This window comes from Ilumatobacter sp. (assembly GCF_965215205.1).
GTDB lineage: Bacteria > Actinomycetota > Acidimicrobiia > Acidimicrobiales > Ilumatobacteraceae > Ilumatobacter_A.
Map to the genome: position 1 here is coordinate 3,690,454 of NZ_OZ244049.1, position 12,790 is coordinate 3,703,243.

Annotated in this window: 16 protein-coding genes; 6 read left to right on the top strand and 10 right to left on the bottom strand. The window is 73.3% G+C overall.

Translation table 11 applies throughout. The annotated features are described in order from the left end of the window. The first annotated feature begins 36 nt into the window (after window positions 1-36). Complete coding sequence (locus ACOOHC_RS17230; protein ID WP_420451626.1) at window positions 37-936, top strand: hypothetical protein; 900 nt, start codon at window positions 37-39, stop codon at window positions 934-936. A gap of 47 nt (window positions 937-983) precedes the next feature. Here ACOOHC_RS17230 and erpA read toward each other — a convergent pair whose 3' ends face one another. Both erpA and ACOOHC_RS17240 read right to left on the bottom strand, forming a co-directional pair. Beyond that, window positions 984-1,385 (bottom strand): iron-sulfur cluster insertion protein ErpA, encoded by a 402-nt coding sequence (gene erpA / locus ACOOHC_RS17235; protein WP_420453820.1) that lies wholly within the window; start codon window positions 1,383-1,385, stop codon window positions 984-986. Further along, entirely contained in the window at window positions 1,382-2,128 is a 747-nt protein-coding gene (locus tag ACOOHC_RS17240; RefSeq protein WP_420451627.1) for a helix-turn-helix transcriptional regulator, read from the bottom strand. Before ACOOHC_RS17240 ends, erpA begins: the two co-directional genes overlap by 4 nt. A gap of 39 nt (window positions 2,129-2,167) precedes the next feature. On the opposite strand from ACOOHC_RS17240, the gene ACOOHC_RS17245 reads away from it, so the two are divergent. Then, window positions 2,168-3,445: an Mrp/NBP35 family ATP-binding protein gene (locus tag ACOOHC_RS17245; RefSeq protein WP_420451628.1), complete on the top strand. Its 1,278-nt coding sequence runs from the start codon at window positions 2,168-2,170 to the stop codon at window positions 3,443-3,445. Between the two features lie 34 nt (window positions 3,446-3,479). Here ACOOHC_RS17245 and ACOOHC_RS17250 read toward each other — a convergent pair whose 3' ends face one another. From ACOOHC_RS17250 to ACOOHC_RS17270, 5 genes are all read right to left on the bottom strand, one after another. Continuing rightward, the gene (locus tag ACOOHC_RS17250; RefSeq protein ID WP_420451629.1) at window positions 3,480-4,283 is read right to left on the bottom strand and encodes an NUDIX hydrolase; all 804 of its coding nucleotides are present in this window, start codon (window positions 4,281-4,283) and stop codon (window positions 3,480-3,482) included. Window positions 4,284-4,588: 305 nt separating this feature from the next. Beyond that, window positions 4,589-5,620: a cytochrome c biogenesis CcdA family protein gene (locus tag ACOOHC_RS17255; protein WP_420451630.1), complete on the bottom strand. Its 1,032-nt coding sequence runs from the start codon at window positions 5,618-5,620 to the stop codon at window positions 4,589-4,591. Then, on the bottom strand, window positions 5,617-6,228 hold the full coding sequence (locus ACOOHC_RS17260; RefSeq protein WP_420451631.1) for a TlpA family protein disulfide reductase: 612 nt from the start codon (window positions 6,226-6,228) through the stop codon (window positions 5,617-5,619). The genes ACOOHC_RS17255 and ACOOHC_RS17260 overlap by 4 nt, the downstream gene beginning before the upstream one ends. A 115-nt stretch (window positions 6,229-6,343) precedes the next feature. Then, window positions 6,344-6,754 carry a WhiB family transcriptional regulator gene (locus ACOOHC_RS17265; RefSeq protein WP_420451632.1) on the bottom strand — a complete coding sequence of 137 codons (411 nt, stop codon included), beginning with the start codon at window positions 6,752-6,754 and terminating at the stop codon, window positions 6,344-6,346. A 278-nt stretch (window positions 6,755-7,032) separates the two neighbouring features. Then, window positions 7,033-7,293, bottom strand: coding sequence for a hypothetical protein (locus ACOOHC_RS17270; RefSeq protein ID WP_420451633.1), 261 nt, complete (start codon window positions 7,291-7,293; stop codon window positions 7,033-7,035). A 175-nt stretch (window positions 7,294-7,468) separates the two neighbouring features. On the opposite strand from ACOOHC_RS17270, the gene ACOOHC_RS17275 reads away from it, so the two are divergent. The 3 genes from ACOOHC_RS17275 to ACOOHC_RS17285 are packed head-to-tail and all read left to right on the top strand — an operon-like array spanning window position 7,469 to window position 9,305. Then, a complete protein-coding gene (locus tag ACOOHC_RS17275) occupies window positions 7,469-7,642 on the top strand; it encodes a hypothetical protein (protein ID WP_420451634.1) in 174 nt (57 codons plus the stop codon). 15 nt (window positions 7,643-7,657) lie between these two features. After that, window positions 7,658-8,740, top strand: coding sequence for a glycosyltransferase (locus ACOOHC_RS17280; RefSeq protein WP_420451635.1), 1,083 nt, complete (start codon window positions 7,658-7,660; stop codon window positions 8,738-8,740). A gap of 13 nt (window positions 8,741-8,753) precedes the next feature. Next, the gene (locus ACOOHC_RS17285; RefSeq protein ID WP_420451636.1) at window positions 8,754-9,305 is read left to right on the top strand and encodes a copper resistance protein CopC; all 552 of its coding nucleotides are present in this window, start codon (window positions 8,754-8,756) and stop codon (window positions 9,303-9,305) included. Between the two features lie 48 nt (window positions 9,306-9,353). Here ACOOHC_RS17285 and ACOOHC_RS17290 read toward each other — a convergent pair whose 3' ends face one another. Together ACOOHC_RS17290 and orn are read right to left on the bottom strand one after the other, a co-directional pair. Further along, window positions 9,354-10,328: an NAD(P)H-quinone oxidoreductase gene (locus ACOOHC_RS17290; RefSeq protein WP_420451637.1), complete on the bottom strand. Its 975-nt coding sequence runs from the start codon at window positions 10,326-10,328 to the stop codon at window positions 9,354-9,356. Between the two features lie 60 nt (window positions 10,329-10,388). Beyond that, window positions 10,389-11,030 carry an oligoribonuclease gene (orn, locus tag ACOOHC_RS17295; protein WP_420451638.1) on the bottom strand — a complete coding sequence of 214 codons (642 nt, stop codon included), beginning with the start codon at window positions 11,028-11,030 and terminating at the stop codon, window positions 10,389-10,391. An 81-nt stretch (window positions 11,031-11,111) separates the two neighbouring features. Here orn and ACOOHC_RS17300 point away from each other — a divergent pair, with 81 nt between their 5' ends. Further along, entirely contained in the window at window positions 11,112-11,726 is a 615-nt protein-coding gene (locus ACOOHC_RS17300; RefSeq protein WP_420451639.1) for a poly-gamma-glutamate hydrolase family protein, read from the top strand. Window positions 11,727-11,788: 62 nt separating this feature from the next. On the opposite strand, the gene ACOOHC_RS17305 is transcribed toward ACOOHC_RS17300, so the two are convergent. Further along, window positions 11,789-12,781 carry an ATP-binding protein gene (locus ACOOHC_RS17305; protein WP_420451640.1) on the bottom strand — a complete coding sequence of 331 codons (993 nt, stop codon included), beginning with the start codon at window positions 12,779-12,781 and terminating at the stop codon, window positions 11,789-11,791. Between the last annotated feature and the right edge of the window lie 9 nt (window positions 12,782-12,790).

A 12,790-nucleotide genomic window follows, 5' to 3' on the forward strand; every position in this document is an offset into this window, starting at 1 on the left:
GGTCGCGCTCGGCTCGATCCGCGCCTCCCTCCGCCCATGCGAACCCCGTCCGACCCACCCGGATCCGCCGCTGCGCTCGGTCGGCGCGCGTTCCTGATCGGAGCGGCCACGACCGGGGTGCTGGCGGCGTGCGGCTCGGACGGAGGCGACGACGGAGGCGGCTCCGCTGCGAGCGGCGACGGGTTGGCGCCCGACACCTACACGGTGGTGCAGCGGTTCCCCCAGAGCGTCGCCGTGCCCGGGGAGGTGCGCCTGCCGTTCAGCCTCGCGGGGACCGACGCCCAGTTCGTCGTCGACGGCCCCTCGACGCTCGGCGCGCAGGTCCTCGACGCCGACTCCGCTCCGCTCGGCCCCCGCATCGAGGCGGTGCGCCGTGACGTCGCGCCGGCGCCGTACTACGCGTTCCGACCGGTGGTCGAGGCCCCCGGCGTCTACACGCTCGTGATCGACGGCGGCCCCCCGACCGGCGCGGCGTTCCAGGTGTTCGCCTCCGACGAGGTCGCGGTGCCCCACCCGGGCCAGCAGCTGGCGGCCTTCGACACCCCGACGGTCGGCGACGCCCGCGGGGTCGATCCGATCTGCACCCGCGATCCGGCGTGCCCGTTCCACGCGATCACCCTCACCGAGGCGCTGGAGCTCGATCGTGGCGTCGTCTACCTGGTCGGTACGCCCGCGTTCTGCCAGACGGGATCGTGCACCCCGGCGCTCGAGGCGACGATCGAGGTCTCCGAGGAGTACGCGGACCGCTTCGCCTTCGTCCACGCCGAGGTGTTCACCGACGGGACCGCGACGACCGTCGCGCCCGCCGTCGACGCGGTCGAGATGACCTACGAACCGGCGGTGTTCATCACCGACGCGACGGGGGCGATCGTCGAGCGACTCGACGGGCTGTGGGACGCGACCGAGCTGCGCGAGCGGCTCGACGCCGTCGGCTGAGCGATCCGACCGACGCCGAGAGCGTCACGCGCTCGGCGTCGAGCGCGTCAGGAGAACGACTGGCCGCAGCCGCAGGTGCGGCTCGCGTTGGGGTTCGTGATCGCGAACCCGGACTGGTCGAGCCCGTCCTTGTAGTCCAGCGTCGCTCCTTCGAGCAGCTGGGCGGAGGCGGGATCGACGACGACCTTGACGTGGTCGGGGTACTCGGCCGTGGTGTCGTCGGCGGCGACGTCGCCGTCGAAGAACATCTCGTACGAGAAGCCGGAGCAGCCGCCGGGTCGCACGGCGACGCGCAGCGCGAGGTCCTCGGCGCCTTCGGCGTCGAGCAGCTGGCGCACCTTGTGGGCGGCGGGATCGGTGAGCGTGATCATGGGCGATTCCTCCTGGTGGGATCGAGCATCGGATCCTGGGCCGTCAGCGTACTGCCTCGCGGCCCCGGTCGTCCTCAGGGGGCCGACACCGTCATCCGGCACGGCGTGCGGCTGGTGATCGAGCGGAAGTCGGCGACCCGGGCGTCGCCCACCTGCTCGACGAAGCCGGTGACCAGTCCCCGGTGGAGGCTGCACACGAGGTCGGGGTGCTCGCGGGCGAGGTCGGAGAACGGGCAGTTCGCGAACGCGACGACCGCGGCGTCGTCGCCGCCCGGCCCCAGCCGGCCGTCGGGTCGGGTCCAGCGATCCGCGGCTGCCCGGTCGTCGACGAGCGCGTCCCCTCCGGCGTCGGCCGCGGCGACGATCGGGTCGAACCCGAGGCGGTCGAGGTCGTCGACGAGCGCCTCGAGCGTCGACGGTGCGCTCTCGTGGGGTCGAGCGCGCGTCCGGCCCTCCTCGTCACCGACGGCGAACGCGTCGTCGGGGTCGGCCCCGATGCGGCGCGCCATGGCGAGCACCATGCGCGCCAGCACCGGCATCGTCGGGGGCTCGAGACCGAGCGACGGGGCGTCGGCCGCCACCGAGTAGCGGTGCTGGGGCCGACCGACGTCGCCACGGGCACCGACCTCGAGGTCGAGCAGGCCGACCTCGCGCATCCGCTCGAGGTGGGGGCGCACGGTGTTGGCGTGGAGCCCGAGGACGTCCGCGACGTCGGCCGTCGCGAGCGGCCGCGGCGAGCGCGCGAGCTCGAGGTAGATCGCGTAGCGCGTGTTGTCGCCGAGCGCCTTGAGCACGTCGAGGTTCGGTGGGGTCTCGGCCACGGATCGAGATTACACGGGATGCGCCGGTAAAATGAGTCGATGAGCTCGTCGAACGAACTCCGCGACGCCTCCGGCGATGCGCCACCCTCCACCGTCGGCACGGTCGACGCACCCGCGATCGGCGACCCCCCGACGGCCGACGAGGTCATCGAGGTGCTGGGCAACGTGATCGACCCCGAGCTCGGGTCCGACATCGTCTCGCTCGGCATGGTCCCGTCGGTCGAGGTGTCCGACGACGGCGTGGTCACGGTGAAGATCAAGCTGACGATCAGCGGCTGCCCGATGCGCGCCGAGATCCGCGACGAGGTGGAGACGCGCGTCGGGCTCCACCCGGGCGTCTCCGACACGGTGATCGTGTGGGGCGAGATGACCGCCGAGGAGCGCAGCGAGGTGATGACCAAGGCCCGCTGGAACGCCCGGGGCACCGCCGCGGACACGATGGTCCCCGAGTCGTGCAACGTGATCGCCATCGCCTCCGGCAAGGGCGGCGTCGGCAAGAGCTCGGTGACCGTCAACCTCGCCGCCGCGCTCGCCGCGAGCGGGCACACCGTCGGCGTGCTCGACGCCGACATCTGGGGGTTCTCCGTCCCCCGCCTGCTCGGGATCGGCGACCGGATGGAGGCCGAGCGCGTCGAGGGCTCCGACAAGCCGCTGATCGTGCCGAACGAGCGCCGCGTCGGCGACGGGCTGCTGAAGGTCGTCTCGACCGGGTTCCTCGTCGACGAGGACACGGCGCTGATGTGGCGCGGCCTGATGCTCACCAAGGCCGTCGAGCAGTTCCTCCGCGACGTGCGCTGGGGCGAGCTCGACTACCTCCTGATCGACATGCCGCCCGGCACCGGCGACGTGCAGATGGGCCTCGCCCGGTTGCTCCCGGCGACCGACCTGATCGTCGTCACCACCCCGGCGCTCGCCGCGCAGAAGGTCGCCCAGCGCGCCGCCGACATGGCCAAGCGCAGCTTCCTGCGCGTCGTCGGGGTGATCGAGAACATGTCCACCTTCACCGATCCCCACGGCGACGAGCACGCGCTGTTCGGTTCGGGAGGTGGCGAGGCGTTGGCGGCGGCGATCGACGCCCCGCTGCTGGGCCGGATCCCGATCGAGACGGCCGTCTCGGCCGGGGGCGACGCGGGCCGACCGGTCGTGCTCGACGGAGACGGCCCCGCCTCCGAGGTGTTCCGCGCCATCGCCCGGACGATCGTCGACGACCTCGCCCCGCTCGTCGACCCCGAGCAGGTCGACATGGCCGGGTGCACGGCGCGGATGTTCGAGAACGTCGACGCGGCGTTCGCCGAGCTCGACGCCCAGGGGACCTGAGCGCCGGTCCGACGAGCGACGGCGCCGCGCCCGCTCAGAGCGAGTCGTAGTCGTCGTCGCCCGGCATCGCGACGCCGAGCACCCGGCCGTCGTCGTCGACGCGCAGCTTGGGCAGCACGACCGCGGGCCGCTCGATCGCGACGCCCGCCTCGACGGCGGCGCCCGCCGTGTCGTGCTCGGCGAGCCAGCGCAGGTTCTTCAACGTCGGCGGCATCATCATCAGCTCACCGTCATCCGCCCGCCGCAGCGCGGTCTCGGGGCGGATCCACAGGCTGTCGACGGTCTCCTTCTCGTCGTGCAGGCCGTCCTGGCCCTCGGGGGCCTCGGTGACGAAGAAGCGCGTGTCGAAGCGGCGCGCCTCGCCGGCCGGGGTGATCCAGTGGTCGACGTACTGGGTCGTCGCGAGCTCCATCACCAGGTCGTCGCGGCGGCACAGCTCGACCATCGACAGGGTCCCGTCGTGGACGGCGTGGCGGTCGTCGTCGGCGAGGTCGAGGGTGCCGCCGTCGCGTCGCTCGGCGAGGAGGATGCCGGCTTCCTCGAAGCACTCGCGGATCGCCGCCATCCAGTACGCGAGCCCGCCGGCGTCGATGCCGAGCTGGCGCGACGCGTCCGCGTCGTCGAGCCCACGGCAGAAGGGCTCGATCTCGTCCGCGCGGTCGACGTCGTCCACCCGACCGCCGGGGAACACGTACATCCCCGCGCCGAACGCCGCGTCGCCGGTGCGGCGGAGCATGAACACCTCGACGCCGGGCTCGCCGTCGTGGGCGTCGCGCACGAGCATCACCGTCGCGGCGGTGCGGATCGGGACGGTCGTCGGGTCGAAGTCGTCGGCCATGCGAGCAACCTACGCGGCCCGACCCGCGCGCACGCATCCGCGACTCCGGCACGGGGCGGGGGGGCCGACCGTGGCGGACGGCGGGGGGCTCCCGATCACGGCGGCGCGGCGACCCGTCGATCCGAGAGGCCACGTGCGAGCGGTGCGGCGTGCTCGGGCCCGTGCGCCGCCTCGGCATCGTCCGCGAGCTCGCGCGCACGGGTGGAGGGCGCGGGCGACCCACAGCGGCGGGACCCCTGGGCACCGGCCGCACCCGGCCCGCGTCGACGTCGACACCGAGGGGCGCGATCGCCCGGCGGAGCGGGTCAGCGAGGCGTCGGTCGGCTCGCGACGGGCGAGGGATCGGAACCGCGCGCGCGATCGCCGACGTCGGGACCGCTCGTCTCGCGCCCGGCGCCGGCGCCGAGCGCCGCGCCGACCACGGCGGCGGCGGCGATCAGGCCCACCCTCCACGGCTCGGTCCCGACCGTGGCCCACACCCCGACGGTGACGGCCACGCCGACGGCGGCGACCGCGACGACGTCGCGGCGACGGGTGGACGTGACGTAGCCGATCGCCGCCACGACCACCGACAGGATCACGATCGCGACCGTCGGCCAGTTGCCGTCGAGGAAGCTGGCGATCGCCGCCTGGCGACCCTCGACCCACAGGGTGATCGGGTCTCCCTCCTCGCGCAGGTCGACCCAGTAGAAGTACCAGAAGAGGTAGAGCGACGACAGCACCACGAAGGCCGCCGCGACCCGGTCGACGTGGGCCAGGCTCGATCGCAGCAGGTTCAGCAGGCTGGTGTTCGCGAACGCGATGGCGATCGTGAGCGCGCTCACGAGCAGCGCCATCCCCGCCCCGTAGACCACGAAGTTCGCCACCCCCGACACGAGGCCGTCGCGCGCCGTCGAGGAGAAGACCGTCGCGATGAACAGACCGATCGTGCATCCGATCGACGCGACGGCGTAGGCCACGCCGTAGACGAACATCGACGCGATCGTGCGGTCCTTCTCGCCGACGTCGATCGAGGGGGTGAGGAACGACGGCTCGTACCCGAGCAGCATCGCGATCCCGAGCGCGAGCAGCCCGGCGGCGATCCCCACGGTGGCGTACTTCGCGTTCTCGTTGATCCAGCTGGTGAAGTTGTACGCCACGACGCCGGCGACGGCGAACACCGAGAGGAACCCGGCCGAGACGGCGGCGCTGACGAGCAGCGCCCGGCGGATCGTCGCGCGCTGGGTGCCCACGGCGCCGGTCGAGATCCCGAGGAAGTACATCAGGTAGGTCGGCAGCAGGATGAACCCGCAGGGGTTCACGGCTGCGACGAGTCCCCGGATGAACGACAGGCTCACCCCACGTCCTCCTCGGCCGCGAGGAGGCGGTCGACGCGCTCCCGCAGTCCGTCGGCGTCGAGCACCCCGCTCTGGTCGACCACCGTCCCGTCGGAGGTCGCGAACACCGTGATCGGGAAGTTGGACGCCTCGATCCCGTCGGTGAACTCGGCGAGGTCGTCGCGCAGCAACTCGTAGTCGACGCCGCGCTCGGAGGCGAAGCGCTGCATGACCGGCACCGAGTCGAGCGTGTTGACGCCCACGAAGCGCACCCGGTCGCCGACCTCGGCGTGGACCTCGGCGAAGTCGGGGAGCTCCTTCGCGCACGGCGCGCACGTGGAGAACCAGAGGTTGATCACCAACGGGTCGCCGCCGAGCAGGTCGGACGTGGACACCGACCGACCGTCGACGTCCGACATCGCCGCCGCCGGGAGGGCGTCGGGCCGGCCGTTGGGGGTGAGCTCGCCCACGGTCGTGGGGAGCGTGCGGTCACGGGCGTCGGTCAGCTCCGCGTCGACCGCCGGGCCGTCCTCGGCGACCGTGCGCGCCCACACGATCCCGCCGAGCACCCCGACGACGACGGCCGCGAGCAGCGACGCGACGAGCAGGCGCGGGCGAGGGACGTTCACACCACCGAGGGTAGTGATCGTTCTCGACGCGATCGCCGGGTCGGGCGGGAACGTTCCGCGAACCCGACCGGCCCCGGGGGCGACGGGCGCTCCCGGGGCCGTGTCCGTCGAGGGGTCACGCGACGACCCCGACGGGACCCATCTCGTCGTAGGTGATCTCGGGTCGCGGGACCTTCGGCGGGCGCCCGCAGGGTCGCTTGTTGGCCACGATCCGACCACCGGACAGCAGCTCACCGCCCCACACGCCCCACGGCTCCTCTCGCTCGAGGGCGCCGGCGAGGCACTCGGTCGACAGCGGGCACAGCGAGCACATCGCCTTCGCCCGCGCGACGTCGACGAGGTCGTCGGAGAAGAACAGCCCCGACAGGGTCCCGTTCCCGTCGGCGCAGCGCGCGGCGGGCGCCCGCGTCGAGGCGCCGGGCACCTCCTCGAGCTCGAGCTCGGCCGGTTCGGGAGGTGGGCGGTCGGGTGGCAGGGGTTCGGGTTCGCGCCCGCTGCGGTCGAGCAGGTCGTCCAGGATGGTCACGGCGTGGTCCTCGGGTCGGGGGTCGGTGGTGTCGGGTCGTGGGATCGGTGCGGTCCGCGGCGTCGGACGCCGGGTGGTGCGGGTGGCCCGGGCGGGCATCGTCGAGGTGGTCATCGGGTCTCCTTGTCGGGGGATGGGTGGTGGGATGGATGGTGGGATGGATGGTGTGATCGGTGTCGGACGGGACCGGTGCGGGGCGGGTTCGGGCCGGAAAACGACGAAGGCCGCCGGGTTCTGGTGAACCCGGCGGCCTCGAGGAGGATGGTGACGGAGCGGAGCTACGTCACGGCCTCGAGGCGGCCGGGGGTCGGGCGCACGTCGGACTCGTTCCAGGACGTCATCGCGCGGTCTGCGACGATGGCGATGCCGTCGACGAACGTGATCCGGAACCCACCGGTCCCGTGCCCGTCCGATGCGACGGGTGCGATCGAACGAGCAGCGCCGGTCGCGCTTCCGGCGGCGCAGATCGAGAGCGGGAGCGTCGCGACGGCCTCGGGGCGCGCACGACCGGAGACGTGGAGGTCGGTGGTCGTCGTCATGGTGCGCCCCCTTCCGTCGTGCTCGGGCCGATCGCCGTCGTTCGGCGTCGGAGTCCAGGCAACCACGACCGCACCTGCCGGGTCAAGGAGGTTTCGGGCGGGACCGCGATCGGCGGGTTCGCGGCCCTCGTGCGATGATGGCCGGCGTGCTCGGACCGGCTGGGGAGACGAACTGATGGCCGACGTCGCTGCGGCGACGACGCGCACCCGTGCGCCGAGGACGAGCGAGATCCCCCGGAGGCGACGCCTCGAGCTCGGCGTGCCGGTGCACGTCGATCCGATCGACGAGCCCGGCTCCGTCGAGCGCCTCGTCGACGCCGCCCCGGGATCCGCCGGGCCGCCCGACTAGGTGGAGGCGGTCGGGGTGCGCATCGCCGGGATCGAGCACGGCGCCGTCGAGGTCGCCGTGTTCGCCGTCGGGTGGGCCCTCGGGTGGCTCCTGCTGTGGTCCCCTCGACAGCTCCCGTCGTCGCACGTCGCCGAGCGGGCGACGGTCGCCGTGGTGATCCCCGCCCGCGACGAGGAGGCCTCGATCGCGCAGCTCGTGCGACCGCTCGTCGACCAACGGCGCCCCGGTGACCGGATCGTGGTCGTCGACGACCACTCGACGGACGCGACCGGGCGCATCGCGCGCGAGCTCGGCGCCGAGGTGCTCGTCCCCCCGGAGCTCCCGGCGGGGTGGGCGGGGAAGTCCCACGCGTGCTGGCACGGGGCGAGCGCCGTCGAGGCGGACGTGCTCGTCTTCGTCGACGCGGACGTCCGTCCGTCGCCGACCCTCCTGGACGACCTCGCCGCGCAGGTCGCCGCCCACCCGGGTGCGATCGTGTCGGTGCAACCGTGGCACCGCATGGAGACGGCCTCCGAGCAGCCGAGCGCGCTCGTGAACGTGGTCGCGCTGATGGGGTGCGCCGCGTTCGGGCCGTGGGGGCACCGCCCGAGCACCAGCGCCGCGTTCGGGCCCGTCGTCGCGCTCGATCGGAGCGCCTACCTGCGCTCGGGCGGTCACGCCGCGGCGGAGGTGCGCGCCGCCCACGTCGAGGACGTCGCGCTCGCCCGCAACGTCGGGCGCTCGATGCTCCACGTCGGCTCACCCGACTCGACGACGTTCCGGATGTACCCCCGAGGGGTGCCCCAGCTCGTCGAGGGCTGGACGCGCAGCATCGCGGCGGGGGCCTCCTCGACGCCGTGGTGGGTGGCGCTGGCCACGGTCGCGTGGGTCGCCTCGCTCGCCGGCGGGTGGATCGCCGCGCCGCTCGTCTACCCGGTGTCCGCGATCCAGGTGTGGGTGCTCGGACGTCGCGCCGGCAGCGTCCGGTGGTGGGCCGCCGCCGCCTACCCCCTGCTCGTGGCCGCGCTCGTCGTCGTCGTGGCGAGCAGCGCCGTCGCGCTCGTGCTCGGGCGTGACGTGACGTGGAAGGGGCGCCGAGTCGGCACCCGCAGCCGGTGATTGAATGGTGACCGTGGGTGCGCGGACGTCGAGCTCGATCACGGCGCGGCTCCTCGCGCTGCTCGTCGCGCTTCTCGCCGCGACGTCATCCGTCGTCCTCGGCTGGGCCGCCGTCGGGTCCGCTCACGACGACATCGCGTCGTCGACGCCGGCGGCCGGTGAGACCGTCGACGAGCCCATCTCGAGCGTCGAGATCGACTTCGGCGAGACGATCAGCGAGGACTCCCAGATGTTCCTCACCTACGACATCGGGGGCGGGGACGTCGAGAACCTCGGCGGCACGACCGTGGTCACCGGCGACACCACCGCCCGGATCGACTTCGACCGGATCGATCGCGAGGGGCGGTACTTCGTCCGCTACCTGGCGCCGGTGCCCGCCGACGGTCACGTGATCGCCGGCTCGGTCTCGTTCATCTGGGGCGAGATCCCCACCGACGGCTTCCCGATCCTGCCGTTCGCGCTCCTCGCGCTCGTCGTGCTGGCGATCGGCGCCTGGTTCAGCTACCGGCGGATGCTCGTCCCCGACGACGCCGACGACGCGGTCGAGACCGCCGACCCGGCCTGAGCGACCCGCGTCGCGTCGCCCCGCCGAGCCACGCCCCGGGCACCGTGCTCAGAGGTCGATCAGGATCTTGCCGATCGACGCGTTCGACTCCATGTGGCGGTGCGCATCGGCGATGTCGTCGAGCGCGTAGCGCGAATCGATCACCGGGCGCAGAGCTCCCGACTCGAACAACGGCACGACCTCGGCGAGGAACCGGCGGCACAGCACGAGCTTGCGCTCGAGCGGCCGCGCGCGGAGCGTGGTCCCGATCCAGGTGATCCGCTTCGCGAGGAGCAGCCCGATCGTGATCGGCGCGCTCGCGCCCCCCATCAACCCGACCTGCACGATCGTGCCGTCGACGGCCACGGCGCGCAGGTTGCGCTCGGCCTCCTCGCCGCCCACGACGTCGAGCACGACGTCGACGCCGTCGGGCACCGCCTCGGCCAGCTCGGAGGCCCAGTCCGACGGGCTGCGCTCGAGGACGAGGTCGGCACCCAGCTCGCGGCACGCCTCCATCTTCCCCTCCGAGCAGGTGACCGCGATCCGCGCCCCGATCGCCTTCGCGATCTGGATCGACGCGGTCCCGACGCCCGAGGCGCCGGCGTGCACGAGGGCCCACCGGCCGCTGGTCAGGCCCCCCTGCACCACGAGGGCGTCCCACGCGGTGAGGAACACCTCGGAGATCGCGGCGGCGTCGGACAGCTCCACGCCGTCGGGCACCGGCAGGGCCTGGCGGGCGTGGGTGACGACCTTCTCGGCGTAGCAGCCCCCCGCCTCGATCCCCATCACCCGATCGCCGACCGACCACTCGGTGACGTCGTCGCCGAGGGCCGCGACGGTCCCCGCGTACTCCAGCCCGGGGATCTCGACGTCACGGTCGCGCGGGTCGGGGTACCCGCCCTGACGCTGCAGGGTGTCGGCGCGGTTCAGGGCGGTGTGGGCGACGTCGACGAGGATCTGGCCCGGACCGGCCACCGGGTCCTCGACCTCCTCGATCGTCAGGACCTCGGGTCCACCGTGCTCGTGAAGGACGACTGCGCGCATGCGAGAACGGTACCGGTTCGGGTGACGACGGCCCGCCCGGGTCCCGCCGACCTCTCGGGCTCAGGCGGGCGCGCTCGCGGCACCGGGCGCGTCGCCCGCAGCGGCCGCGTCGGGCGCGTCGACGTCGGCGTCGGCGGTGCCGTCCGCGTCGTCGGGGGCCGCCGGGGTCCGCTCGGCGAACACGTGGTCGCGGTAGTACGCGAGCTCGCGCACCGAGGCGCGGATGTCGTCGAGCGCCCGGTGGGTCCCCTCCCCCCGGGGGCGCTTCGCGTCGAGCTCGGGGTACCACCGCTTGACCAGCTCCTTGACGCTCGAGACGTCGATCGATCGGTAGTGCAGGTACTCCTCGATCTCGGGCAGGTAGGCGGCGAGGAAGCGACGGTCGGTCCCGATCGAGTTGCCGCACAGCGGCACGGTGCGCTCGACGGGGACGTGCTCGCGGATGAACGCGAGCGTCTGCTCGCCGGCGTCGGCCAGGCTCAGCGTCGCGGCGGTGATCTGGTCGAGCAACCCCGACCGCGTGTGCATCGCCACCACGAACGGATCCATCTGGGCGATCGCCTCGTCGGGGGCGGCGACCACCAGGTCGGGGCCCTCGGCGACGATCTCGAGGTCGTCGTCGGTGATCAGCGTGGCGATCTCGACGATGACGTCGCGGGTGTGGTCGAGGCCGGTCATCTCGAGGTCCATCCACACCAGCATCGGCACCAGCGTACGGCCGGAGAGGGTCCCACCGGCCCCGCCCCGACGGTTCCGGCGCCCCGGGTGCATCATGGGGGTCCGATGGGAGACTTCGCCACGATCCTCGACGCGCCGGGGGTCGAGGAGGTGTGCGAGCTGCGCAGCCCGATCGGGTTCATGGCGTACCACGGCGGCAACCTCGAGTGGCTCACCGACGTGATCGCGCGCCGGGCCGCCGACGCGTCGGGGGCGTCGCTGTACGCCGTGATCCAGCCGCCGACGATGCGCGAGCACCTGTCGTCGACGAAGGTCGACCCCGACGACTCCCCCGCCCTGGCCGCCTTCCTCGACCACGTCGAGATCGTGGTGACGATCCACGGGTTCGGGCGCCGGGGGCTATTCGGCTCCCTCCTGCTCGGCGGGCGCAACCGCGAGTTCGCCGAGCACGTGGGGGAGGCGCTGCGCACCCACCTGCCGGCCTACGACGTGCTCACCGACCTCGACTCGATCCCCGAGAAGCTGCGCGGTCTGCACCCGCGCAACCCGGTGAACCTCGCGCTCCGCCAGGGCGTCCAGATCGAGCTGCCGCCGCGGGTGCGCGGGTCGAGCCCGCTGTGGTGGGACTGGGAGGGGCCGGGCCTCGTCCCCCACACGGAGTCGCTCATCGCCGGGCTCGTCGACGCGGTGTCGACGTGGGGCTCCGACGGCTCGACCTGACCCGGTCTCGGGACGGGTCGGCCCCGGCGATCCGGCGACGCGCCGATCGGCGTCGCGCTCGCTCAGAGCGGGAGCCGCACCTCGACGACACCGCCCGGTCCGTCGCCGAGGCCGACGGTGCCGCGGTGAGCGGTCACGATCCCGCGCGCGATCGACAGGCCGAGGCCGGCCGTCCCCGTGCGCACGTCGCGCGCCTCGTCGGCGCGGGTGAACGGCTCGAACGCCCGGGACCGGAAGTCGGCGGGGAACCCGGCGCCCTCGTCGATCACGCGCAGCAGCGCGTCCTCGCCGTCGCGAGCGATCTGCACTAGGACGACCGAGTCGGCCGGGGCGTGGCGGATCGCGTTGTCGAGCAGGTTCCGCACGACCCGGGCGAGCTGCGACCCGTCGGCGTCGATCGTGACGCGCGCCCCCGCCTCGAGCAGCAGCTTGACGTCGCGGATCTCGGCGAGCGGGCGCAGCGTCTCCATCGCCTCGTCGGCCAGCTCCATCAGATCGAGCGCCCCGCGGTCGAGCTCGAGCGTGCCGCTGACGAGCCGGCTGTGGAGCTGGAGGTCGTCGACCAGCGACGACAGGGCCCGGACCTGGCGCTCCATCCCCACGAGGTACATGTCGGGGTCGGGCGCCACCCCGTCGCGGATCGCCTCGACCGCGGCGCGCAGCGCGGCGAGCGGGGTCCGCAGGTCGTGGGAGATCGACGACAGCATCAGGGCGCGCTCCTTCTCGACCACGTCGAGGCGCACGACCATCACGTCGAACATCGCGGCGGCATCGCCGAGCTCGTCCTGGCGCCGCACCCCCGAGCGGGCGGTGAGGTCGCCCGTCGCGACTCGCATCGCCGCGTCGCAGATGCGGTTCGCGTCGCGCGCCACCGGCCGAGCGAGCAGCAGCGCGACCACGGTCGCGGCGAGGACCGCCGGGATCAGCGCCCACATCAGGAACTCCTGGTCGTGACCGCTGATGAACATCGTCTGCGCGGCGATCGCGATCATCAGCATCGCGACTCCGAGAACCACCAGGTTCGCCCCGAGGAAGCGGCGCCCCAGGCGGCTCACCCCGAGGAT